Origin of the sequence: Bradyrhizobium sp. SZCCHNR1015 (assembly GCF_032489875.1) — a bacterium.
In the GTDB taxonomy this organism is placed as follows: domain Bacteria; phylum Pseudomonadota; class Alphaproteobacteria; order Rhizobiales; family Xanthobacteraceae; genus Bradyrhizobium.
Genome location: NZ_JAUEYW010000010.1, coordinates 275,949 through 298,406 on the forward strand (window position 1 = coordinate 275,949; position 22,458 = coordinate 298,406).

Genomic DNA, 22,458 nt, shown 5'->3' on the forward strand with positions numbered 1-22,458 from the left:
GTCACGTCGGCTTCACTTTGGCGGTCTTGTGATCGAGGAAGGCGCGGATGCGACTCTTGGCCTCCTTGTCGCTCTGCGCGACGGTGGCCATCAGCGATTCCATCAGCAGGCCGGTCTGCGGATTGGCCTCCGCGATCATCGGCAGCGCCTGCAGCACCGCGAAATTCGTCAGCGGCGCGTTACCCGCGATCTTGGCGGCCAACTCCATGGCCTTGGTCATCGAGGCACCGGCCTCGACGAGATATTGCGCGAAGCCGTAGGACGAGCCTTCGGTCGCGGAATAGACGCGCCCGGTCAGCATCATGTCCATCATGCGGGCGACGCCGATCAGGCGCGGCAGCCGCACCGAGCCACCGCCTCCGACGAAGATGCCGCGCTGGCCTTCGGGCAGCGCGAAGTAAGCCGACGGCTCGGCGACACGGATATGCGCGGCGCAGGCGAGCTCGAGACCGCCACCGATGACGGCCCCCTTCAGTGCGGCGATCACCGGCACGCGGCAATACTGGATGCGGTCGAACACGCGATGCCACATCTGCGAGTGCACCAGGCCCTCGGTCGCGTCGCGCTCGCGCAATTCGGAGAGATCGAGGCCGGAGGAGAAATTGTCGCCGAGGCCGTGGATCACGACGCAGCGGACGTCGTCGGGCAGGCTGGTGAAGCGCTCGCCGATGGCGAGGATGATGCCGTCATTCAGCGCGTTGCGCTTGGCCGGGCGGTTGAGCCCGATCGTCAGGACGGCGCCCTGCTGTTCGATCTGCAGCAGAGACGGATCGCCCGCTGGCGTGGCGGTGTCGGCGTTTCCCATCGCTTGATTGTGTCCTGTTCAGAATAGTTATGTTTTATAACGATCTTCGCGGGAGTCAATAAGCGGCGCCCGACATCATGTTGTGCGATGCAAAACAACAAGCCGCGGGGGGAGCGGCCAGACGCAGCATGGTAAGGCCCGCCTGCGCGCAAAGGCAAATGACATGATCCGGCATTCCCGCGGCGAAATCACGCCCGGGGCTTTGCTGATCGTGTTCACCCTCCGGTGCGGAGGGCGCAGGGAAGGCCAGGCGTCGGCTGACGCCTGCGGCCCGCCTGCGAAAAGAATGCAGGCGGCAGGTACCACAGGTGCAGCCGAGAACGCCCGGCCTTCCCTGCGCGATGGTCTTCACGCTTATACGCAGTCTCCCTGGTGCGCCGGGCTTTTTGGCCACCATCACCGCGCAGCGCCTGCGGCGCCATCACGGCTTGATACCAGCGTCGGGGTATCAGGACGCTGCGATTTCACGTCCGCGTCACATCGTTCGTCCGCGCGCCCGAAGACACGCTGCGACATGATCGCGGCCACCGCTCCCCGCCCCGCGTGTCGTGACGATCGCGCGCTACGCCCCTCGGCTTGGGACGGGATGGCGCGATATGATCATAACTTCTGGAAAAACGCAAGATATTTTTGTTTTGCAAAAATCAAGGATCGGAGGCAACGGCGCCTCACCGCTCTCCGCTGTCGTCCCTGCGAACGCAGGGACCCATAACCACCGGCCCTCGTGAGATGAGGACTGCCAGTTATGCCCAACCGACAGATTCCGCGGTATGGGTCCCTGCGTTCGCAGGGACGACACCGCCGTTGCGGCGGGCAGCGTGGCCGACAGCAAAGTGAACGGCCGACAACATCGCATTCAGGGTGCCTTCAAAGCGCGCGCTGTAGAACCTCTACCGTCACCACACTTCCCAATGGAGGGGATCATGGTTTCGCTGAAGACATCTCTCGCAGGCGGCATCGCCGCGCTCGCCGTGACCACCACCCTGCTCGCCGGCGTGGCGCCGGCTCAGGCCCATGACGGCCGCAACGCGGCGCTTATCGGTGGTCTCTTGGTCGGCGCTCTCGTCGGCGGCGCGCTGGCGTCGGAAGCGCAAGCCTATGAGCCCGCGCCGGTCTACCGGTCGCACTATCGCGACGCGGCGTATGACGGCTACGGCTACGAGCGCTACCGTTACGTGCCGGCCCAGCGCTATCGCAATTGCGACCACGGCGGCTATGGCCGGGCGGCGGATTGGGACGACGAGGATTAGTCGCCGGCGTTCCCGAATACGAAGCTGTCGCGACGAACGACCCGGTCAGCCAAGAACTCCGTCATGCCCGGGCTTGTCCCAGGCATCCACGTCGTTCTCCGCAGCCGGAGGACGTGGATGGCCGGGACAAGCCCGGCCATGACGACGTGGAGACAGGCTACCGCCAAACTCAGGCCGCCTGATGCGATCGCACTACGCAGGCCGTGCAGCCTACAGCACCACGTGCACGTCGATGATGACGCGGTCGGCGTGCCGGGCCGCCGAGCCGACGAAGACGTACTCCATCAGCCAGCGATATCTGTCGTGGCCGGTCTCGAACCGCGGGTGGGTGCGGAAGTAGATCAGCTTGGGATCGACCGGCTCGCCGCGCTTGAGCTTCTGCAACAGGTCGACCGGCCCGAAGCGGATGCCGCGGTTCTCGACGTAGATCGTCGCGCCGTCGTCGGTCTCGAAGCCATATTTGGCTTCGAGGTCGATCAGCTCGTTCGGACGGATGACCTGGAAGTCGGCGCCGAAATTGCAGATCCTGCCGCTGATGCCCTCACCGGCGCGGCCGGGGCCCTTCACCTCGCCGCCATGGATCGGGATGATCCGGCGCACGCCGATGCCGGTCTCGCCGGCACTGGTGACGTCGCCGATCATCACGGTGAGGGTGAAGACGTAGCGGGTCTCGAGGATCGGGGTCGTCATCAGCGGGCCATCATCTGTTGCGGCAGCCAGGTGGCCAGCAGCGGGAAGGCGATCAGGATCACCAGGCGGATCAGGTCGGTGACGACGAAGGGCAGCACGCCCTTGAAGATCGTCGAGAACGACACGTCCTTCACCACGCTCTTGATGACGAAGACGTTCATGCCGACCGGCGGATGGATCAGGCCGAGCTCGACGGTCATCACGATGATGACGCCGAACCAGATCGGATCGAAGCCGAGATGGGAGATGACCGGGAAGATGATCGGCACGGTCAGGATGATCATCGCCATCGCATCCATCAGGCAGCCGAGCACGAGATACATCACCATGATCAGCGCCAGCACCCCGTAGGGGCCGAGGCCGAGGCCGGTGAGGAACTCCGTCACCTTCTGCGGCGTCTGCGTCACCGTCAGGAAGTAGCCGAAGATCAGCGCGCCGATCAGCACGGTGAACACCGCGGCCGCGGTGCGCGTGGCCTGCAGCAGCGAAGCCAGGATCTTGTCCTTGTCGAGCCGGCCGGTGAACACGCCGATCAGGAATGCGCCGGTGGCGCCGACGCCGCCGGCTTCCGTCGGCGTGAAGCGCGGCAGGAACGGCAGACCATAGAGACCGCCGATCACGAACAGGAACAGGAGCACCGGCGCCCAGATGCCCTTCAGGCCCGCGATGCGCTCGCGCCACGGCGGCGCCTCGCCCTTCGGGAGAAAATCCGGCCTGACACGGCCGATCACCGTGATCGTGATCATGTACATGGTCATCGCCAACAGGCCGGGGATGATGCCGGCGATGAACAGCTTGCCGATGTCCTGCTCGGTGATGATGCCGTAGACGGCGAGCACGGTCGACGGCGGCAGCATCGCGCCCAAGGTGCCGCCGGCGGCGATGACGCCGGTGGCAAAGGACTGCGGATAGCCGAAGCGGCGCATCTCGGGATAGGCCACCGCCGAGAACGTCGCGGCGGTCGCCACCGACGAGCCGCAGATCGCGGCGAAGCCGCCGCAGGCGGCGACGGTGGCGATGCCCAGGCCGCCCCTGAGATGGCCGACGAAGCCGTTGGCGGCGCGGAACAGCTCGCGGCTCATGCCGGAGTTGGAGACGAACGTTCCCATCAGCAGGAACATCGGGATCACGCCGAACGTGTAGTCCGTGACCGTGCGCATCGAGGTCTGGCCGACCAGCTTCAGCGCCGCCGTGCCGTTGACGAGATAGGCGAAGCCGGACACGCCGACGAGACCCATCGCCATGCCCACGGGCACGCGCAGCAGCATCAGGGCGAATAGCGCAACAAAGCCGATGACGGCGACCGCATCCGTGCTCATGCGGCGCTACTCCGTGGGCTTGACGTGAGGGTCATGAATCTCCTCGGGGTGGAAGATCAGGCGATAGGTCCGGATGGCGATCAGGAGCACCGCCGAAACGTCGCCGATCCAGGCGATTGCGAAGAACGGCCAGGTCGGCATGTGCAGATCGAAGGTGAGGACGTTGTCCTCATAGGTGCCGCGCACCTTGTCGAACAGGGTCCAGGTCTGCACCGTGACGACGAACAGCAGCACCAGCGTTGCGAAGATGTCGATCCAGCGCTGATAGCGCGGGCCGACATTGCCCCAGATCAGGTCCACGGTGATGTGGGTGCCGCGATAGGATGTCGCGGCGATGCCCCAGAAGATCAGGATGCCGAGCAGCATGCGCCCGATATCGAAGGAATCGGGGATCGAATAGTTCAGCGTGTTGCGGAGCAGCACCGACAGGAAGATGTCGAGCGCGACGATGCCGACGAAGAACGCGGCGATCCACTCGATCCCGTCGATGATCCGGTCCATGAAGGCGCGCTGCATGGCGTCCCCGTGTCAGAAAGGCTTGGCGTGGAGATTGAAGAACGAGAGCGAGCTGCTGCGCGGCCGGCGGTGAACTCCCTTTCCCCGTAAGAACGGGGAGAGGGATTTCACCGTCCGCCGCGCAAGAGCTTGGGTCTGAAGAAGCTACTGCGCCAGCGCCTTGTACTTGGCGAGCGAGGCCTTCAGCTCGGTCATGGCGGCGTCGGCATCGACGCCGGTCTTCTTGACGCCATCGGCCCAGGTCTTGAACAGCGGCTCGGAGGCCTTTTTCCACAACGCGGTCTGCTCCGGCGTCAGCTTGTAGACCTCCTGGCCCGGCTCGGCCTTGATCTTGTCGACGCCGGCGTCCTCGAACTTGCCCCAGGGCTCGCCGACCTTGCCGGCGGTCTCCGTGTTGCAATTGTCGTCGATCGCCTTCTTCTGCATCGCCGACATCTGGTTGTACTTGTCCTTGTTCATGACGAACACGAAGGTCGTCACGTAGAACGGCGCGTCCATGTGGTACTTCGTGACCTTGTCGACTCCGAACAGGACCAGCGAGCCCGCCGGAAAGGTGACGCCGTCAGCGACACCGCGCTCGATGATGTCGCGCACTTCCGGCGCCGACGACTGCACATTGGTGCCGCCGAGCAGGGTGACGAAATTGGCGATCGTCGCATCCGCCGGGCGGATCTTCATGCCCTTGACGTCCTCGGGCACGACGACCTTCTTGGTGCGGGTGTGGAAAGCCGAGGGCGTGTGGACGAAGGCGAGGCAATACTTGACGTCCTTCATCTCCTTCTCGGCATATTTGCGGTACCACGCGTCCAGACCTTCCGAGCCGCCCTTGGCGTCGGAGACCAGGAACGGCAGCTCGCCGGCGCCGATGATCGGGAAACGGCCGGGCTGATAGCCGGGATTGACGTAAGTGACATCGGCGATGCCGTCGCGCGCCATGTCGTAATGGTCGAAGGCCTTGCCGAGCTGCTGGGCCGGGAACACCTTGCCCTTGATGGTGCCGCCCGAGGCCTTTTCGACCGATGCGGCCCAATCCTCCAGCGCCTTCTGCAGCGGATGGCTGGCGGGCACCCAGTGCGAGATCTTCAGCTCGAACGTCTTGTCCTGCGCGAGCACGGGGGTGGTCACACCGGCAGCCAGCGCCAACGCCAGAAGCGTCTTCCTCATCGGGATCCTCTCCTTCCATCATGGGCCTTCGAGGGCCCTTTGCTTCATTGTTATAGCATATAACCATCATTGCAAGCGTGACGGCAGACCTGCCGTCGCTGCACGCGCGAGCCTGCCCCTATCGCGCCAGCCAGCGCAAGTCTGGCAGACGAAAGTTGCAGCCGCGCGACCAATTCATTAACACGTTAAGCATCTTGAGTGCACCCGAAATTGCACGACTGCATCGGCACACCGCGAAATTGCTAGGAGGGGTCGAGCGGCCCTGCGACATCGTGCGCCATCTCCTCCGGCGTCGGCACGCACCGTTTCAAACATCGGCGCAAAACACGTTTGAAACTTTGTAGGCGGTGCAAAACGCGCGGAGACGTCGTTGACTGCGGACATCGCCAGCAACGATCGAGACACGCGTGAGCAGCATTCCCGCCGGCTTCGAGCCGCATTTCCGCAAGAGCCCGTTCACCGATCCCTGGGAGCCGCTCTACGCCAGGAGAACCGACAAGGCCGTCATCCTCGGCCTGCGGCTTGCCGTGCCGCACACCAATTCGCGCGGGCTGATCCATGGCGGCCTGATCGCATCGCTGGCCGACAATGCGATGGGCTATAGCTGCGCCCAGACGCTGGGCTGGGAGGCGTCGTTGGTGACGATCAACCTCGCAGTCGACTACATCGGCAGCGCCGGGATCGGGCAGTGGCTCAGCGTCGAGAGCGACGTCATCAAGAGCGGACGCACCGTCTGCTTCGTGCAGAGCCTGGTGCTGGCCGACGACGCCGTGATCGCGCGGGCGAACGCAACGTTTCGCGTCGTGCCGAAGAAGGAGTGACGTCGTCAGCCGAAGCGCCAGTCGCAGGTCGTCGCGATCAGGTCGATGAAGGCGCGGACCTTGGCTGATAGGAGCCGGGAGCTCGGGAACACGATGTGGATGGGAAGTGGCGGCGGCTCGTATTTCGCCAGCACCCGCTTGAGGCGGCCGCCACGCAGCGCGTCGGCGGCCTGATAGGCCATCACCCGTGTCACGCCGCCGCCCGCCTCCGCATATTGGATCGCGGCGTCGGCATTGTTGGTAACGAGCCGCGGGCTGACCGCAATCCGCAGTTCCCTGCCCTCCTTGACGAAGCGCCATTCGTCGGCCGGGCCGAATTGGATGGTCTGGTGCTTCGCCAGCGCATCGGGTGTCCGCGGCTCGCCTTGGCCTTTGAAGTAGGCGGGAGCCCCGACCACGATCCGGCGCATGCTGCCGACCTGGCGGGCCACGAGCGACGAATCGCCGAGATGGCCGATCCGAACGGCGCAGTCGACGCCGTCCTCCACCAGATTGATCTGGCGGTCCTCGAGGCGCAGCTCGGCCGCGACCTCGGCATAGCGGCTCAGATACGCGGCCATGACCGGACCGACATGGAGCCGGCCGAAGCCGACCGGCGCCGAGACCACCAGCCGCCCCACCGGCTGCAGGCGCTCGCTCTCCGCGGCGCGCTCCGCCTCCGCCAGATCGGCCAGGATGCGGCCAGCGCGTTCCAGATAGCGTCGTCCGGAATCGGTCAGCGTCACCGAGCGCGTCGTCCGCTGCAGCAGGCGGACGCCAAGATGCGCTTCGAGCGCGGCGACCAAACGGGTGACCGCCGATGGTGACAGCTTGAGCCGGCGCGCCGCCGGTGCGAAGCCGTTCAGCTCGGCGACGGTGACGAACGCCTGCATGGCATCGATGCGGTCCATGGGATTATTGCAACATCTGCAACGATCCAATGTCAACTGGTCAGATTATTTCCCTGGGGGATTGGGACCATATTGCCTTCACGGCGGCAGTCACGGCCGCAGCGACAAGGAGTCATTGCGATGACCCAGCCAACCATCCAGGCACCCGGCGACGTCATGTTCTCACCCGCCGTCAAGGCGATCCAGGCCCGCAAGGGGTCGCGCGAGAGCTACGCGCATGTGGAGCAGAGCCGCGGCTTTCGCCACGAGGTCGACGCCGATCTCGCCGGCCGCCTCGCCGAGGCCACGAGCTTCTATCTCGCGACCGCCTCGGCCGACGGCCAGCCCTATATCCAGCATCGCGGCGGACCGAAGGGCTTTCTCAAGGTGCTCGACAGCCACACGCTGGCGTTCGCCGACTTCAGCGGCAACCGGCAGTACATCACCCAGGGCAATCTGTCGGAGAACCCGCACGCCTACATCTTCGTCATGGACTACGCACATCGCCGTCGGGTGAAGATCTGGGGGACGGCGCGGGTGGTCGAGGATGATGCCGCGCTGACGGCCTCGCTGATTCCGAGAGGCTACAAGGCGCGGCCCGAGCAGGTCATCCTGTTCACGATCAGCGCCTGGGACACCAACTGCCCGCAGCACATCCCGCAGAAGTTCGACGCGGCCGACGTCGCGGAAGCGCTGGCCGTGCGCGATGCGCGCATCGCGGAGCTGGAGGCGGAGGTGACGCGGTTGAAGGGCGAGGCCCTCTGACGAAGTCCTCTGCCTTCAGCACTGTGGACCTGTGCTTGGTCGTCATTCCGGGGCAAATCGTTCGTGCGCGGTAGTGCACGGGCGATTGAACCCGGAATCTCGACATGAGTAGAGCGCAAAACAATCTCGAGATTCCGGGTTCAAGGCCTGCGGCCTTGCCCCCGGAATGACGTGGGTGGGGCTTAAGAACTCAGGCGGCCTCGGCCGCCCTGCCCCAATCGAACTCAGGATAGTACTGCGCCATCATGCGCTCGGCATAGGCGACGAGATTGCCGAAGCTTTCGGTCCTGCGGCGGAGCTCGGAGTCGAAGAACGGCGTGAGAATGCCGGCGATGACGGCGAACGCGGTCGCGTCGGTGCCGCATGGACGATCGCCCATCAGATAGAGCCGGTCGCCGAGCTGCACCGAGAGCGCCCGCAGCGAGCGCGCGGCGAGATCGACGTCCTCGTCCGGCGCATGGCGGCCGAGCCCTGAGATCAGATAGTTCTCGGCGACACGAAACTGCGCGTCCTCGCGCAGCTTCTCGCGCTTGTCGGCCGGCACGCCGTCGAAGAAATGCGCCGGCCCCTTGGCGAAGTTGACCGGATCGACCCAGCGCGCCCCGACCAGCGCGAAATACAGATGATGCTCGATCATGCGCTCGAACCCCCAGGCCTGCGCCCGCGCGCGCACGTCGAGTCCGGAATCGAAGTCGAAGCCGTATTTGCGCTCGATGTGGGCACGGATGAAGGTCGAATCGGCAATCAGCTCGCCGCCATCGTCGATGAAGGGCAGTTGCCCCTTCGGCGACGCCGGCGGCATCGCCCGCTGCTTCCGATAGTCGAGGCCCGCCATCTTCAATTGCACCTCCGTCTTGGTGACGAAGGGGCTGATCTCCGGCAGGCCGAAGCCCGCGCCCAAACCGAACAATGTGATCATGACAGCACTCCCGACTTCCTGAGCAGACGCCGGACGCTACGGACGTGCTGCTGCCACCATGGTGTCAGCAGCGGCAGTAGCGTGGTGGCCAGGCCAAGGCCATAAAACATCATCATCGACATCACCCCTTCAATCTCGTTGTTGGCCCGGTATAAGGACAGGCTGCTGCCAGCATCCTGTCAGCATCGGCGGGGGTGCTCGCCGCTCGCAGGACACACCATGAGACGCGCCGACCGGCTGTTCCAGATCATCCAGGTGCTGAGACGCACGCGCCGCCCATTGACGGCGGATGCGATCGCGGCCGAGCTCGAGACCTCGAAGCGCACGATCTATCGCGACATCGCCACCCTGATCGGGCAGCGCGTGCCGATCCGCGGCGAGGCCGGCATGGGCTACATCCTGGAGAAGGGTTTCGATCTGCCGCCCTTGATGCTGACGCCGGACGAGATCGAGGCGGCGGTGCTTGGCGCGCAATGGGTCGCGGTCAACGCCGACCCGGTGCTGGCGCGCGCGGCGGAAGACCTGATGGCCAAGATCGCCGACACCGTGCCGGAGCGCTTAAGGCCATTCGTACTGGAGCCGGCGAGCCGCGCGCCGCGGCCGTGGATGCGCGAGCCGGACCGCATCGACATGTCACGCACGCGTTCGCAGATCCACGAGGGACGCAAGATCCGCTTACGCTATCGCGACGAGCAGGGCCGCGACAGCGAGCGCGTGATCTGGCCGATCGCGATCGGCTATCATGACGCGGTGCGCATCCTCGCCGCCTGGTGCGAGCTGCGTCGCGACTTCCGCAGCTTCAGGACCGACCGTGTCGTCGAGGCGGATTATCTCGACGACAAATATCCTGAAAGGCGCGAAGCGCTGCGCGCCAAATGGCGGCGCAGCCTGGTGTGGGAGGTTCCCAAGGATGTCTGAACTGATGTCTGGCGAGACTGACAGCAGCCCCTGTCAGAGCTGCGGCGCGTGCTGCGCCTATTCGTCGAACTGGCCGCGCTTCACGATCGAGGAGGATGAAGCCCTCGACCTGATCCCGGCCGAGCTGGTCAACGAACGGCTGTCGGGCATGCGCTGCGACGGCGACCGCTGCTGCGCGCTCGATGGCGAGATCGCGCGCGCCGTCGCGTGCCGGATCTACGCGATCCGCCCTGAGGTGTGCCGCATCTGCATGCCGGGTGACGCCGAATGCGCGATGGCCCGGCGCAAGTTCGGGCTGCCGGTGCTCGCCTGAGCCAAAGGCCAGGAAGACGGGGAGTCAGGCCGTGACCGGCTCGGGGCTGTCGTCGAGATCGTCCTCGAACGGCTTCATCACCGAGAGCGGCTTGGTCGACAGCGAGATCGGCTTGCGGCTCGAGGTCGCGCTGGCCGGACCCGCCCGACCGCCGCGGGACTGCGCATACAGCGCCGATCCGACCCGGCCGCCGAACTGCGACAGGTCCTGCTCGCTGCAGGTGGATGCAATCGCAAGCGCCAGCGGGTGAAGATGCGTGCGCCTGTAACAGAACAGCGCCAGCATGGCCCTCACATCGGCGGAGACGCTCTCGACCAGCGCGGGCAGCCCGTTGGCGTCGGCACGGTAGAGCTCGCCGAGAAGCTCGTCGCCGACCGGGCACGAATCGCTGTCGAACGCATCGCGACTTTGAAGCATCTGTTTGATTGCCATGGCGCGACGATGCGGCGCGAATCGCTAACGTCCGGTTAACCAAACCGAACGGTCGTCCCACCCCCGGCTTGACACGGGGCTGCCGCCGTCGGCGCAGCTTCGCCGCGACGCACCGCGACCGGACTCAGCCGTTCGCGGCCATGAAGATCGAGAGCCCGAATCCGGTGAGGTGATGCAGCGCCTGGTCGACGCCGATCAGGGTCCAGAACCATCGGTGCTCGGTGTTCATGCCGAACCGCGACGAGCAGATGCCCTTGATGCGATCGATGGTGATGTGAATGGCGAAGTCGATCACGGCGACGAACCAGAATCTCGGCGCGACGATCAGGATCAGGACCATGGCGACGGCGAGATGGATCAGGCAGTGCACCAACAGCGGCAGCGCCCAGCCCTTCCGCTGGTCCTTGCCATAGGCCATCCAGGCGTTCTGCAGAACGAAGTCGCCAATGATGTGCTTGAAGGTCAGCAGCAGCATCCAGCCGACCAGCGCACCAACCGGAACCTGCGACGACAAAGAAGGAAAAGACAAAGCTGACGCTCTCGCTACGACTAACCCTTGGAACCAACCCTGGGAACCAACCCTTGGACGCACGGGGAACTGGAGGCGTTCAGCGCAATCTGATGAGAATACCCGGCCAATTCGACGCGTATGCGACGCTTATGACATCTCCGGTAGCGAATTGCACGCGAAAGGGAACCTCAAATCGCGCCCTGCTACCCTTCCCGGCAATTCCGCGGGGGTAAGGTTACCCGCCACCGCGCATCTGCGAACCGGCCGCAGTCGCGGCGTTTCATTCAGCGGCGTCGGTCTTCGGTGCTGACAGCGCCCTCGCCCGGATCTGCGCGATGGCCCGCTTCAGCGCGCCCTGTCCCGGCTCTGCCAGCGCAACGGCGCGCGCCTCGGCGATGGCGGAGGCGAGATCCGAGATCGGCAGCACGCCATCGAAGGTGGGCTTGGCCAGGCCATCGATGATGGCATGCCAATCGGCGAGACCCTGCCGGTAGCCGTCGCCCTGCCCCTGGATCATGGTCGCCGTGCCGATCACGGCGGACGCCGCCGCAGGCTGCTTGTCCAGCGCACGCGCGATCATGTGCAGCCACCGTTCGGCCCAGGCGCGCTCCTCGCCATAGCGCACCGACTGCAGCCGCCAGCGCCGCAGGCCGGCCATCAGCTTGAGACGGCGAATGGCGAGCGGCGATCGAACCGAGAAGCGGACCTTGACCCGGCGCCGGCCCAGCCAGCCGACCTGCTCGAAGGCTGCCAGCAACGATTCCGCCACGGCCTGCGGCAGCGCACCGATCAGTTCGTCGAGGCGAAACCGCCGCACGTCATCGCTCTCGCGTCCCCCCGGGCGCTGCCCCATGTCGAGGCTGATCAATCTGAGCTGGGCGATCCGGATCGGATCCTCGTAGGCCATGCGGGCGGCCAGCAGCTGCGCGATCTGAGACAGCATGCCGGCATCGACGTTCGATCTGCGCACGAATCGCTTGATGCGATCGACGTAGAGCTGCGCATAGCTCGCGCCCTGATACTCCATCAGCAGATGGATGCCATCGCTCACCGTCGGCACGGCGGCGTCAGGCAGGCCCTGAGGCAGAAAAGGCGGCTCGCCATCGTCGTCGCCGATGACGTCGGCGAACAGATATCGCAGCGAGGACCGGACGCTTTCCACTGGGCTTCAGGCTCCCCGGATCACGCCGGCTTGGCGACGGGCGCCGGCGCGGTGGTCTGTTGCGCCAGCCGCCGCTCGAGCGTTTCGATGTTCTGGAACAGCCGGGCGCTGGCGAGGCGCAGGAAGTAGAAGGCGAAGGCGGGGTTCTGGACGTAGAGCTGCTCGACCTGGTCGTAGGACACCGACAGGATCAGCCCGCCCTCGACGCATTCCAGCGTCTGCGTGCGCGTATTGGACGGGGAGATCATGCCGAACTCGCCGACGATCGCGCCCACCGGCAGCTCGATGCCGGATTCGACCAGGCGGAAGCGGCCGCTGACGATGTAGTACATGCTGTCGGCCTTCTCGTCCTTGTAGAACAGCACCTCGCCGGGACCGCATTTGCGCTCGGTCATGAACGGCTTCAGCCATTCCATGGAGAGGTCGCTGTTGACCGACTGCTTCACGTCGCGGACCAGTTGCAGCATCTGGTGGAGCCGGTAACTGTTGAGCGGCAGCAGCACCCCGTGCAGGATCAGGACCGGATAGTTGTGCATCGGCACCGCGGTCGCGATCAGGACGATGTTGGTGAGGATGGCGAAAACCCGCAGCGGAATCATGGTCCGCATCGACAGCGTGGCGACCACGAAGATCGAGGCGAAGAGGCTGCCGGCGGCGCCCGCATGTTCGACCAGGTGTGAGGTATCCATTGGGATCAACCAGACTCTTGGGACGCAGGAGGGCGGACGCTCGGTTCCGGCCTCCTTTTGCCTAATTTAGCGTGTCCATGCCGACCTCTGATATACGGCGAACAGACGACGTTTGAACCGGTATTTGAGCCGACACTCAAAAATTCCCGCTCGAAGTAGGACGGCTTGGACCTGCCGGAGGCACCCGCGCAACCGACCGGCCCGCATCGTTGACGGGATTCCCCCGATCGGGGCACCTTGCCGCCGCCGCGATCTCCTGCGGCTCTGAGATCAGCGACCGACGCCCGCCAGCAATGACCAAACCGCAGCACCCTGCCCTGGCGGCATTCGTCACCGCGCTGGCCGGACGCAACATGACCAAGGCGGCCTTTGCGGCCGTGGCGCTCGGCATGAGCGCCATGGTGCTGTTGACGATGGACCCGGCCTACGAGGCCGGACGGCGCTGGATCATCGCCCTGCTGTGCGGATGCCTTGTCTTTTTCGTCGTCGAATGGGCGGTTCGGGTTCAGCAGGCGGCCCGGGCGCATCGCGTCGCCGCCTACCTCATGTCGGGCCGGGGACTGCTGGACACGATCTCCGCTCTCGCCGTGCCGACCGCGCTGGTCTCGGGCATGGAGGCACGCACCGCGTGGCTGCTGGCGGTCATCTGGGTGCTCAAGGTGATCCCCGGCGTGCCCGGCCTGCGCCGGCTCCGCCGGGTGCTGGTGTTGGAAGCGCGTCCGCTGCTGTCGGTGCTGGTGCTGTTCCTGGTGGTGCTGTTTGTCGGATCGGTCGCCGAATACGCGCTCGAACATGACGAGCAGCCGGCCACCTTCGGCAGCATCCCGTCCGCGCTGTGGTGGGCGGTCGTGACCCTCACCACGACGGGCTATGGCGACGTGGTGCCGGTCACGCCGCTCGGGCGGGTGGTCGCCGCCACGGTGATGATCTCCGGCCTCGGCGTGTTCGGCCTATGGACCGGCATCCTGGCGACCGGCTTCGCCGCGGAAACCCGGCGCGACAACTTTCTCAAGACCTGGGAATCAGTCAGCAAGGTACCGTTCTTCGCCAGCCTCGGGCCCTCGACGATCGCCGACGTCACGCAAATGCTGCGCACCATCGACCTGCCGCCCCGCGCCACCGTGATCCGCAAGGGCGAGCCGGGCGACTGCATGTATTTCATCGCCTCCGGCGAGGTCGAGGTCGACCTTCCCGGCAAGAAGGTCCGGCTCGGCGAGGGCGCGTTCTTCGGCGAGATGGCCTTGCTCGGGAACAACCTGCGCTCGGCCGACATCAGCACGACAGGGCTGTCGAAGCTGCTGGTCCTCGACCTCGTCGATTTCCGCGTGCTGATGGCACGCCACCCCGATCTGGCGCAGAGCATCGCTGCCGAGGCGAGGCGCCGAACCATGGAGAACAGGACATGACGACCGGACGGACCACCCAGGCCGATGACGCGCCGAGCATGCCGCTCCTGACCATCGACGGCGCCCGCGCCACCATTCGGCTCAATCGTCCGCGCCATCTCAACCGGCTCCAGCCGGAGGACCTCGCCGAGCTGCTGGCGCTGTTCGACCGGGTCGAGGCCAACGTCGCCTTGCGCGTGCTGGTCTTGACCGGCACCGGGCGGGCGTTCAGCGCCGGCTTCGACCTTGGCGCCATCGGCGCAACGCCGGCGGATGAGGCCGAGGCTTCCAGCCCGGCATTCGAGGAGGTCGTCGACCGGCTGGAGGACCTCGCCCTGCCGACGATCTGCCGGCTCAACGGCGGGGTCTATGGCGGCTCGACCGATCTGGCGCTGGCCTGCGATTTCCGAATCGGAGTCGATACCAGCGAGATGTTCATGCCGGCGGCGCGGCTCGGGCTGCACTACTACCCGAATGGCATCAAGCGCTACGTGTCCCGCCTTGGTATCGACAATGCCAAGCGTCTGTTCCTGACGGCGGAGAAGATCGACGCGGTCGAGATGCTGCGCATCGGCTATCTCACCGGCGTGGCGACGGCCGATGCGCTCGACGCGGAGGTCGACCGGCTGGCGGCCATTCTGACCGGCAACGCCCCGCAGGCCATGCGCGGCATGAAGCGCGCCATCAACGAGTTTGCACGCGGAGCCCTCGACGATGCGGCGGCTCGCCGCAGGCATCGGGACAGCATGAGCGGAGCCGAGATCCGCGAAGGTATGAAATCGTTTGCAGAGAAGAGAACGCCGCAATTCTGAGCGCAGCCATGCTCCGAACTGATAAAATTTTGCATGCAAATTGCTGTATCCAGCCGGTGTTCTGACACACGCTCAACGAACTATCGACGTAAAGCCCCAATTTGCGGTTGACAGCTTTTTGTCCGTGGCTAGCTTGAACCACGGGCGGAGACTTTCACATGCAAGTGATGGACGCGTATTGGGGACGACGAGCTCTGGAGTACGTCGATGCGATCGAAGCGTCGAAGACCAGCGCGAGCGTGCTCTCCCAGTTCGAGAAGATGATCAGCGACCTGGGCTTTCACGCCTACATCATGGCCGGCGTGCCGACCTCGGGCCAATCGCTGCAGCAAACCATTCTCGCCAACGGCTGGCCGCGGGAATGGTTCGACATGTATGCGCGCGAGCAGTTTCACCGCTGCGATCCTATTCCGCGGCACTGCATCTCGACATTGAATCCATTCGCGTGGTCGGAGGCTCCCTACGACCGCGAGGACGAGCCCGGCGCGCATGAGGTGATGATGCGCGCGAAGGACTTCCGATTGAACGAAGGCTTCTGCGTCCCCATCCACTACGACGATGCCGTGGGCGCCGTCAGCCTTGCAGGCGAAAATCCGAATCTCGCTCCGGACGCGCGGGGCGCGCTGCACCTGATCAGCATCTTCACCCACAGCCGGCTGCGCGCGCTGGCGCGCTCGGCCGCGAGCAACCAGGGCCGACGCCTGTCGCGGATCGAGGCCGAGGTGCTGGGCTGGGCGGCGCGCGGCAAGACCGCGTGGGAGACGGCGCGCATCCTCGGCGTCTCCGAACGCAACGTCCGGTGGCATCTGGAAGAAGCACAGCGCAAGCTAGCAACCAAGAACAAGACGGCGACGGTTGCGACCGCTCTTGTCAACGGCGAGATCTCGATCTGATCTGTCGTTTCTCCCACTGGATCAATTCGAGCGCATCGGCAATCTGCAAACCCCAATTTGATTCAGACGACCGGGGGTTTCGATGCCTGAGATTCATGTCGTTCGAAAAGATAATCGCGCTCTGTACGAGAAATATTTCGATTCGTATTACCGTCTGCGCCACGAGATCTACGTCAAGCAGCGCAAGTGGATGGCGCTCGATCGTCCGGACGGGCGCGAGATCGATCAGTTCGACACCGAGGATTCGGTCTATCTGTTCTGCATCGACAAGGGCCAGTTGATCGGCTCGATGCGCGCGGTGCCGACGCTGCTGCCGACGCTGATGAGCGACATCTTCCCGTATCTGAATCTGCGCGGCCCGATCCAGCGCCCCGACGTCTACGAGCTGTCGCGCATCTTCGTGATCCCGGAGCGCCGCGGCGAGCACGCCGGCCCGCGGGTCGACATGCTGCTGCTCACTGCAATCATGGAATACGGCATCTCGATCGGGCTGACCGGCTTTTCGATCGTGCTCGAAACCTGGTGGCTGCCGCGGTTCGAGAAGTGCGGCTGGAAAGCGCGGCCGCTCGGCGTACCTCACATGATGGACGGGATGTCGGTGATGGCCGTACTCGTCGACTGCGATGAAACGACTTGGAAGTCACTCTGCAAGCAGATCGGCCTGACGCGGCCAACCCTCACGTGGCGGGGGCTCGAAGACGTCAGCCGCCAGGCCCTGCCGGATATCTTTCTTCATCTTCCACCAGCCTCTCAGCCAGCGCAATGAGCTGTTCCCGGTGCCGCTTCAGCCTGAGCTTATGGAAGGCCTTCAAGAGGCGGTGACCAAGGAGCGTCGCCTCATCCACCTCGAGGGCATAAAGGTTGGACGGCGTGTTCATGGAATCCATCGCTGACACTTCAGGTTTCGAGCCGTGACTGAACCTTCAATCGAGAAGATCATCGAGCGTCTGCAATTTTGCATCGTTGACGCTCGGGCGATGCAACTCAAAATGTTAGAGAGAATTTTGTCAATATCATTGCTTGAAGCCCACGAGCTGAAGGAAAAGTGCGCGCCCCATTCGACAAACAGCAGCCATTAGCGCTCCTGCACCGACTCTCGCAACACGTCTGGTCCCCGTAGCAACGCGTCTCGGTTGGCGCATCACAGACACAAACTGTTGATTTCAGGGCGGCTTTCGATGTGAAGGTCGGACAGGAGAGCGCGCGCATCGTTGCCGAAACGCGCTTGCCGAACTCGGACGACACCTCGGCAAAATCATGGCGCCGCCGCCCGAGCTGCTCCTTGTTCAGCAAACTCGGTTTACAAAAATGGACTCGCGGGTCGTCTCGCCCTCCTCCGGAGTCCCGGATAACGGAACTCCACCGGCAAACAATAGGCGCGCGCGACCCCACGGACGGGACGTTATTTGTCGTGAAAGCGGACGGTCTCCGCGACCGTGGCGCGGCGGGTGCGGTAGGAGTTGGCCTTGTCACCGAGATCGGGATGGCCGAACGAGATGCCGCAGACCACCTTGCGGTCGGCGCCGAGCCCGAAGTGCTGCCGCACCACGTCGGAATGAAACGCCAGCGCCGCCTGCGGCACGGTGGCGATGCCGAGCGCCTGCGCCGCCAGCATGAAGCTCGTGACGTAGCCGCCGCAATCGATCGCGCCATAGGTGCCGAGCGCCTCGTCGCTGTGGATGATCGCCACATGCGGCGCGCCGAAGAAATTGTAGTTCTCCAGCGCCTGCCGGGCATAGCCCGCCTTGTCGCCGCGCGGGATGTCGAGCGCGTTGTAGAGCTGGAAACCGCTCTCGCGCCGCCGTTCGAGATAGACACCGGTGTATTCGCGCGGGAAAGGAAAGTCGCCTGACGCCGCCTTGCCGCTGGAGGCCGCCGCATACATCACCTTCCGGAACGCCTCGGTCGCCACACCGGAGGTGATCTCGACACGCCACGGCTGGCTGTTGCACCACGACGCGGTTTTCTGCGCCGCCTCCAGGATGCGCTCGATGGTGGCGCGCGGCACGGGCTCGGGCAGGAACCTGCGACAGGAGAAGCGCGCGGCCATCAGCTCTTCGAGAACGGTGATGGGAGTGGCCTGTGCGGCTGCGGCGTCAGCTTTCATTTATGGTTCTCACTACAACGGAGAAACGTCCCTTCATGATGAGGCGCGCAGCGCCGTCTCGAACCATGAGGCCCGGATATCGGCCTCATCCTTCAAGACGCTGCTGCGCAGCTCCTCAGCATGAGGGTTAGCTACGTCCCTTGGTCGGCACCTTGTTGAACGGCACGTCCTTGTCGACCCGGATGTCACCGGGCAGGCCGAGCACGCGCTCGGCGATGATGTTGCGCAGGATCTCGTCGGTGCCGCCGGCGATGCGCATCGAGGGCGAGGTCAGCAGCATCTGCTGAAACTGGCCCTGCGTCACCGCCTCGTCCGCGCCGGTCAGCACGCCGGCGCCGCCTTCGAGATCCATCGCGTAGGTCGCGATATCCTGCAGCATGACGCCGGCGACCAGCTTGCCGATGGAATTCTCAGGTCCCGGCCGCTCGCCCTTGGACAGCGCCGAGATGGCGCGATAGCTCGTGTATTTCAGCCCGCTCGCCTTGACCGCCCACGACGCCAGTTTCGAGCGCGTGGCGCGATCGTCGATGGCGAGCCCGTTGTCGCTCATCAGGTTCGCGCAGAACTCGAACATTTCGGGGAAGCCGGTCGCCAGCCGCGCGCCGATCGACATGCGCTCGTTCATCAAGGTCGTGAGCGACACGTTCCAGCCGTCGCCGACGGCGCCGAGCCGCTGGCTGTCCGGGATCACCACGTCGGTGAAATAGACCTCGTTGAACTCCTGCATGCCATTGGCCTGCTTGATCGGACGGACCTCGACGCCCGGGCTCTTCATGTCCAGGAAGAACATCGTCAGGCCCTTGTGCTTGGGCACGTTGGGCTCGGTGCGCGTGATCAGCAGGCCGTAATCCGAGTAGTGCGCGCCCGAGGTCCATATCTTCTGCCCGTTGATGACCCAGTCATCGCCACGCTTCTCGGCGCGGGTGCGCAGGCCGGCGACGTCGGAGCCGCCCGCCGGCTCGGAGAACAGCTGGCACCAGATCTCCTCGCCCGAGGCGAGCTTGGGCAGATAGCGCCGCTTGTGCTCTTCGCTGCCATAGGCCATCACGGTCGGGCCGCACATGCCCTCGCCGATCTGGAACGGCTGCGTCAGCTTGCCATAGACGCCCTCCTCCTGCTGCCAGATCACGCGCTCGATCGGCGTCGCGCCGCGGCCGCCATACGCCTTCGGCCAGTGCAGGCAGGCCCAGCCGGCATCGGACTTCCTCTTCTGCCAGGCCTTGCCGACCTCGACGATGTCGGCGTGCTTGAGCCTGATGCGGCCGAGCGAGGAGCTCGCCAGCTCGCCCTCGAGCTCCTTCGGCGCGTTGGCCGCGATCCAGGCGCGCGCGGTCTCGCGAAAGGCGGCTTCTTCAGGGGTGTCGTCGAAGTTCATGGTCTAACCTCGCTTCGTATGCGTAGGGCGGGTTGGCCGAAGGCGTAACCCGCCGCTTTGATCAGCATTGCACGAGCCAAGGGCGGGTTACGCTGCGCTAACCCGCCCTACGACTCCGCTTGTTAGGCACGTCCCTTGGTCGGCACCTGGTTGAACGGCACGTCCTTGTCGACACGGATGTCGCCGGGCAGGCCGAGCACGCGCTCGGCGATGATGTTGCGCATGATCTCGTCGGTGCCGCCTTCGACACGGGTGCCGGGCGCGCGCAGCAGCATCGCCTGGAATTTGCCCGCAAGCTCGGCCTCGGGACCGCTGAGCACGCCGGCCGCACCCTGCAGGTCGAGCGCGTAGGCTGCGACGTCCTGGATCATCGGTCCGGCGACCAGCTTACCGATCGAGTTCTCAGGTCCCGGCCGCTCGCCCTTCGACAGCGCCGAGATGGCGCGCATGCTGGTGTATTTCAGCCCGCTCGCCTTCACCGCCCAGTTCGCGAGCTTGGAGCGCACGTTGCGGTCCTCGATCGCGGGACGATCGTCCAGCATCAGGTTGGAGCAGAAGTCGAACAGCTCCGGGAAGCCGGTGGCGACGCCGGCGCCGATCGACATGCGCTCGTTCATCAAGGTGGTGAGCGCGACGTTCCAGCCGTCATCGACGGCGCCGAGCCGCTGCGAGTCCGGAATCACGACGTCGGTGAAATAGACCTCGTTGAAATCCGAGTGCCCGCTCGCCTGCTTGATCGGCCGGACCTCGACACCAGGGCTCTTCATGTCCAGGAAGAACATCGTCAGGCCCTTGTGCTTCGGCACGGTCGGATCGGTGCGCGTCAGCAGGATGCCGTAGTCGGAATAATGCGCCCCCGAGGTCCAGATCTTCTGGCCGTTGATCACCCAATCGTCGCCGCGCTTTTCGGCGCGGGTACGCAGGCCGGCGACGTCGGAGCCGCCGGCCGGCTCGGAGAACAGCTGGCACCAGACCTTTTCGCCGGAGGCGAGCGGCGGCAGATACTGCCGCTTATGCTCCTCCGACGCGTAGGCCATCATGGTCGGCCCGCACATGCCGTGGCCGATGATGAACAGGCCGGAGAGCTTGCCGTAGGGCCCCTCCTCCTGCTGCCAGATCACGCGCTCGATCGGCGAGGCGCCGCGTCCGCCATAGTCCTTCGGCCAGTGCAGGCAGGCCCAGCCGGCATCAGCCTTCTTTTTCTGCCACGCCTTGGCAACCTCGAGGATATTGGCGTCCTTCAGCGCGACGCGGCCGAGCGAGGTCGCGCGCAGCTCGTCTTCATACTGCTTCGGCGCGTTGGCAGCGATCCAGGCCCGCGCCTGGCTGCGAAACGCGGCCTCCTGCGGAGTGTCATCGAAGTTCATCGGCAAGCCTCTCATCTCGTAGGGTGGGCGAAGGCGCAACGCGCCGTGGCCACCGATCCAATCCTGCGCCACCGATGGTGGGCACGCTTCGCTTTGCCCACCCTACGGATTCCCATCGTGCGTCACGCCGCATTGCGCTTGCGCATGCGGTCGATCAGCTGGTCCTCCCAATAGGACAGGCTGCCGAGACCGAGCGCGAGCGCGTTGGCGCGGCGGTAGTACATGTGGCAGTCGAACTCCCAGGTGAAGCCCATGCCGCCATGGACCTGGATGTTGTTCTTGGCGCAGTGCTGGAACGCCTGCGTCGCGCTGATGCGCGCCGAGGCCGCGGCTTCAGGCAGCTCCGGGGCGTTGGTCGAGAGCGCCCACGCGCCGTAGTAGGAATTCGAGCGCGCCAGGGTCGCAGACACATACATGTCGGCCAGCATGTGCTTGACCGCCTGGAACGAGCCGATCGGACGGCCGAAGGCGATGCGATCGAGCGCGTAGTCGCGGCCCATCTCCAGCGCGCGGTCGGAGCCGCCGACCTGCTCGAACGCCGTCAGCACCGCGGCGCGGTCGAGCACCTGGGTGATGATGCTCCAGCCCTCGCCGGCGGCGCCGAGCGGCTCCGCCTTGCAGTTCTTGAAGGTGAGCTCGGCCTGGCCGCGCGTCGGATCGAGATTGGTCAGCGCCTTGGCTTCGACACCGCCCGCCTTGGTGTCGACCAGGAACAGCGAGATGTCGCCGTCGCGGCCGGTCGAGCCGGTACGCGCGGCAACGATGATGAGATCGGCGATGGTGCCGTCGGCGACCGGCTTCTTGGTACCGTTGAGCACGCCGTTCGTGGCTTCGAGCTTGATCGCCTTCGGGGATGGATTGCCGGTGCCCTCGAACAGCGCCAAGGTGCCGATCGCCTCGCCATTGGCGATCTTCGGCAGCCAGGCCTGCTTCTGCGCATCGCTGCCGGCCAGCATCAGCGCCTCCGCCGCAAGATACACGGTCGACGAGAACGGCACCGGCGCCAGCGCGCGGCCGACCTCCTCCGCGATCACGCAGAGCTCGAGATGGCCAGCCCCCGCGCCGCCGTACTCCTCGGGGATCGCCACGCCGAGGAAGCCCATTTCGGCAAAGCCCTTCCACAGCGCGCGATCATAAGATTCCTTGCCGTCGAGCACGACGCGCACTGCCTTGGGCGGGCACTTCTCAGCGAGGAATTTCCTCGCCTGATCCCGCAGCTGTTTCTGATCGTCGGAGAAATCGAAGTTCATGGGATGTCACTCGCCTTCAAAAGGGGGATCAAGACTCGCCGTCATTCCGGGGCGCGCGGAGCGCGAGCCCGGAATCCATACGCCCGATCGGGGTTATGGATTCCCGGCCTGCATGCTTCGCACGCA

General features: G+C 65.1%; 24 protein-coding genes. 9 read left to right on the forward strand and 15 right to left on the reverse strand.

Translation table 11 applies throughout. The features are described from left to right. Position 1: 1 nt before the first annotated feature. Positions 2–805 carry a crotonase/enoyl-CoA hydratase family protein gene (locus tag QX128_RS18915; RefSeq protein ID WP_315805726.1) on the reverse strand — a complete coding sequence of 268 codons (804 nt, stop codon included), beginning with the start codon at positions 803–805 and terminating at the stop codon, positions 2–4. Positions 806–1,728: 923 nt separating this feature from the next. Between QX128_RS18915 and QX128_RS18920 the strand changes: the two genes are divergently transcribed. Next, positions 1,729–2,055 (forward strand): hypothetical protein, encoded by a 327-nt coding sequence (locus tag QX128_RS18920; RefSeq protein WP_315805725.1) that lies wholly within the window; start codon positions 1,729–1,731, stop codon positions 2,053–2,055. Between the two features lie 210 nt (positions 2,056–2,265). Here the strand turns inward: QX128_RS18920 and QX128_RS18925 are convergent, their stop codons facing one another. The 4 genes from QX128_RS18925 to QX128_RS18940 form a co-directional block, all read right to left on the reverse strand. Further along, positions 2,266–2,745: a DUF3237 domain-containing protein gene (locus QX128_RS18925; protein WP_316182875.1), complete on the reverse strand. Its 480-nt coding sequence runs from the start codon at positions 2,743–2,745 to the stop codon at positions 2,266–2,268. Further along, positions 2,745–4,064: a TRAP transporter permease gene (locus QX128_RS18930; protein WP_315805176.1), complete on the reverse strand. Its 1,320-nt coding sequence runs from the start codon at positions 4,062–4,064 to the stop codon at positions 2,745–2,747. Before QX128_RS18930 ends, QX128_RS18925 begins: the two co-directional genes overlap by 1 nt. Before the next feature lie 6 nt (positions 4,065–4,070). After that, complete coding sequence (locus QX128_RS18935; protein ID WP_316238202.1) at positions 4,071–4,580, reverse strand: TRAP transporter small permease; 510 nt, start codon at positions 4,578–4,580, stop codon at positions 4,071–4,073. A gap of 144 nt (positions 4,581–4,724) precedes the next feature. Beyond that, entirely contained in the window at positions 4,725–5,744 is a 1,020-nt protein-coding gene (locus tag QX128_RS18940) for a TRAP transporter substrate-binding protein (protein WP_316238203.1), read from the reverse strand. Positions 5,745–6,151: 407 nt separating this feature from the next. Here QX128_RS18940 and QX128_RS18945 point away from each other — a divergent pair, with 407 nt between their 5' ends. After that, positions 6,152–6,565 (forward strand): PaaI family thioesterase, encoded by a 414-nt coding sequence (locus QX128_RS18945; RefSeq protein WP_315805179.1) that lies wholly within the window; start codon positions 6,152–6,154, stop codon positions 6,563–6,565. Positions 6,566–6,570: 5 nt separating this feature from the next. On the opposite strand, the gene QX128_RS18950 is transcribed toward QX128_RS18945, so the two are convergent. Beyond that, on the reverse strand, positions 6,571–7,455 hold the full coding sequence (locus QX128_RS18950; protein WP_316238204.1) for a LysR family transcriptional regulator: 885 nt from the start codon (positions 7,453–7,455) through the stop codon (positions 6,571–6,573). 120 nt (positions 7,456–7,575) lie between these two features. On the opposite strand from QX128_RS18950, the gene QX128_RS18955 reads away from it, so the two are divergent. Continuing rightward, on the forward strand, positions 7,576–8,199 hold the full coding sequence (locus QX128_RS18955) for a pyridoxamine 5'-phosphate oxidase family protein (protein WP_316238205.1): 624 nt from the start codon (positions 7,576–7,578) through the stop codon (positions 8,197–8,199). A gap of 190 nt (positions 8,200–8,389) precedes the next feature. Here QX128_RS18955 and QX128_RS18960 read toward each other — a convergent pair whose 3' ends face one another. Then, positions 8,390–9,118: a glutathione S-transferase family protein gene (locus QX128_RS18960; protein ID WP_316238206.1), complete on the reverse strand. Its 729-nt coding sequence runs from the start codon at positions 9,116–9,118 to the stop codon at positions 8,390–8,392. A 219-nt stretch (positions 9,119–9,337) separates the two neighbouring features. Here QX128_RS18960 and QX128_RS18965 point away from each other — a divergent pair, with 219 nt between their 5' ends. Beyond that, positions 9,338–10,036 carry a YafY family protein gene (locus tag QX128_RS18965; protein WP_315713748.1) on the forward strand — a complete coding sequence of 233 codons (699 nt, stop codon included), beginning with the start codon at positions 9,338–9,340 and terminating at the stop codon, positions 10,034–10,036. Further along, complete coding sequence (locus QX128_RS18970; protein WP_316238207.1) at positions 10,029–10,349, forward strand: YkgJ family cysteine cluster protein; 321 nt, start codon at positions 10,029–10,031, stop codon at positions 10,347–10,349. Before QX128_RS18965 ends, QX128_RS18970 begins: the two co-directional genes overlap by 8 nt. 24 nt (positions 10,350–10,373) lie before the next feature. Here QX128_RS18970 and QX128_RS18975 read toward each other — a convergent pair whose 3' ends face one another. The 4 genes from QX128_RS18975 to QX128_RS18990 form a co-directional block, all read right to left on the reverse strand. Beyond that, entirely contained in the window at positions 10,374–10,766 is a 393-nt protein-coding gene (locus QX128_RS18975; protein WP_315805267.1) for a hypothetical protein, read from the reverse strand. Between the two features lie 139 nt (positions 10,767–10,905). Beyond that, on the reverse strand, positions 10,906–11,256 hold the full coding sequence (locus QX128_RS18980) for a DUF3307 domain-containing protein (protein ID WP_315805268.1): 351 nt from the start codon (positions 11,254–11,256) through the stop codon (positions 10,906–10,908). 316 nt (positions 11,257–11,572) lie between these two features. Then, a complete protein-coding gene (locus tag QX128_RS18985; protein WP_315805184.1) occupies positions 11,573–12,454 on the reverse strand; it encodes a DUF6537 domain-containing protein in 882 nt (293 codons plus the stop codon). A 20-nt stretch (positions 12,455–12,474) separates the two neighbouring features. Then, positions 12,475–13,143: a cyclic nucleotide-binding domain-containing protein gene (locus tag QX128_RS18990; RefSeq protein ID WP_315713745.1), complete on the reverse strand. Its 669-nt coding sequence runs from the start codon at positions 13,141–13,143 to the stop codon at positions 12,475–12,477. A 293-nt stretch (positions 13,144–13,436) separates the two neighbouring features. On the opposite strand from QX128_RS18990, the gene QX128_RS18995 reads away from it, so the two are divergent. The 4 genes from QX128_RS18995 to QX128_RS19010 all read left to right on the forward strand — a co-directional run bounded on the left by QX128_RS18995 (position 13,437) and on the right by QX128_RS19010 (position 16,999). After that, a complete protein-coding gene (locus QX128_RS18995; RefSeq protein ID WP_316182868.1) occupies positions 13,437–14,549 on the forward strand; it encodes an ion transporter in 1,113 nt (370 codons plus the stop codon). Then, positions 14,546–15,340, forward strand: a complete 795-nt coding sequence (locus QX128_RS19000; RefSeq protein ID WP_316238208.1) for an enoyl-CoA hydratase/isomerase family protein — start codon at positions 14,546–14,548, stop codon at positions 15,338–15,340. The genes QX128_RS18995 and QX128_RS19000 overlap by 4 nt, the downstream gene beginning before the upstream one ends. A 158-nt stretch (positions 15,341–15,498) precedes the next feature. Beyond that, positions 15,499–16,233, forward strand: coding sequence for a LuxR family transcriptional regulator (locus QX128_RS19005; RefSeq protein WP_316182866.1), 735 nt, complete (start codon positions 15,499–15,501; stop codon positions 16,231–16,233). A gap of 82 nt (positions 16,234–16,315) precedes the next feature. Beyond that, positions 16,316–16,999 carry an acyl-homoserine-lactone synthase gene (locus tag QX128_RS19010; RefSeq protein WP_316238209.1) on the forward strand — a complete coding sequence of 228 codons (684 nt, stop codon included), beginning with the start codon at positions 16,316–16,318 and terminating at the stop codon, positions 16,997–16,999. Between the two features lie 636 nt (positions 17,000–17,635). On the opposite strand, the gene QX128_RS19015 is transcribed toward QX128_RS19010, so the two are convergent. The 4 genes from QX128_RS19015 to QX128_RS19030 form a co-directional block, all read right to left on the reverse strand. Further along, a complete protein-coding gene (locus tag QX128_RS19015; protein ID WP_315805269.1) occupies positions 17,636–18,283 on the reverse strand; it encodes a nitroreductase in 648 nt (215 codons plus the stop codon). A gap of 184 nt (positions 18,284–18,467) precedes the next feature. Further along, on the reverse strand, positions 18,468–19,715 hold the full coding sequence (locus tag QX128_RS19020; RefSeq protein WP_316238210.1) for an acyl-CoA dehydrogenase: 1,248 nt from the start codon (positions 19,713–19,715) through the stop codon (positions 18,468–18,470). 122 nt (positions 19,716–19,837) lie between these two features. Next, a complete protein-coding gene (locus QX128_RS19025) occupies positions 19,838–21,082 on the reverse strand; it encodes an acyl-CoA dehydrogenase (RefSeq protein ID WP_316238211.1) in 1,245 nt (414 codons plus the stop codon). 122 nt (positions 21,083–21,204) lie between these two features. Continuing rightward, a complete protein-coding gene (locus QX128_RS19030) occupies positions 21,205–22,332 on the reverse strand; it encodes an acyl-CoA dehydrogenase family protein (RefSeq protein WP_316238212.1) in 1,128 nt (375 codons plus the stop codon). Between the last annotated feature and the right edge of the window lie 126 nt (positions 22,333–22,458).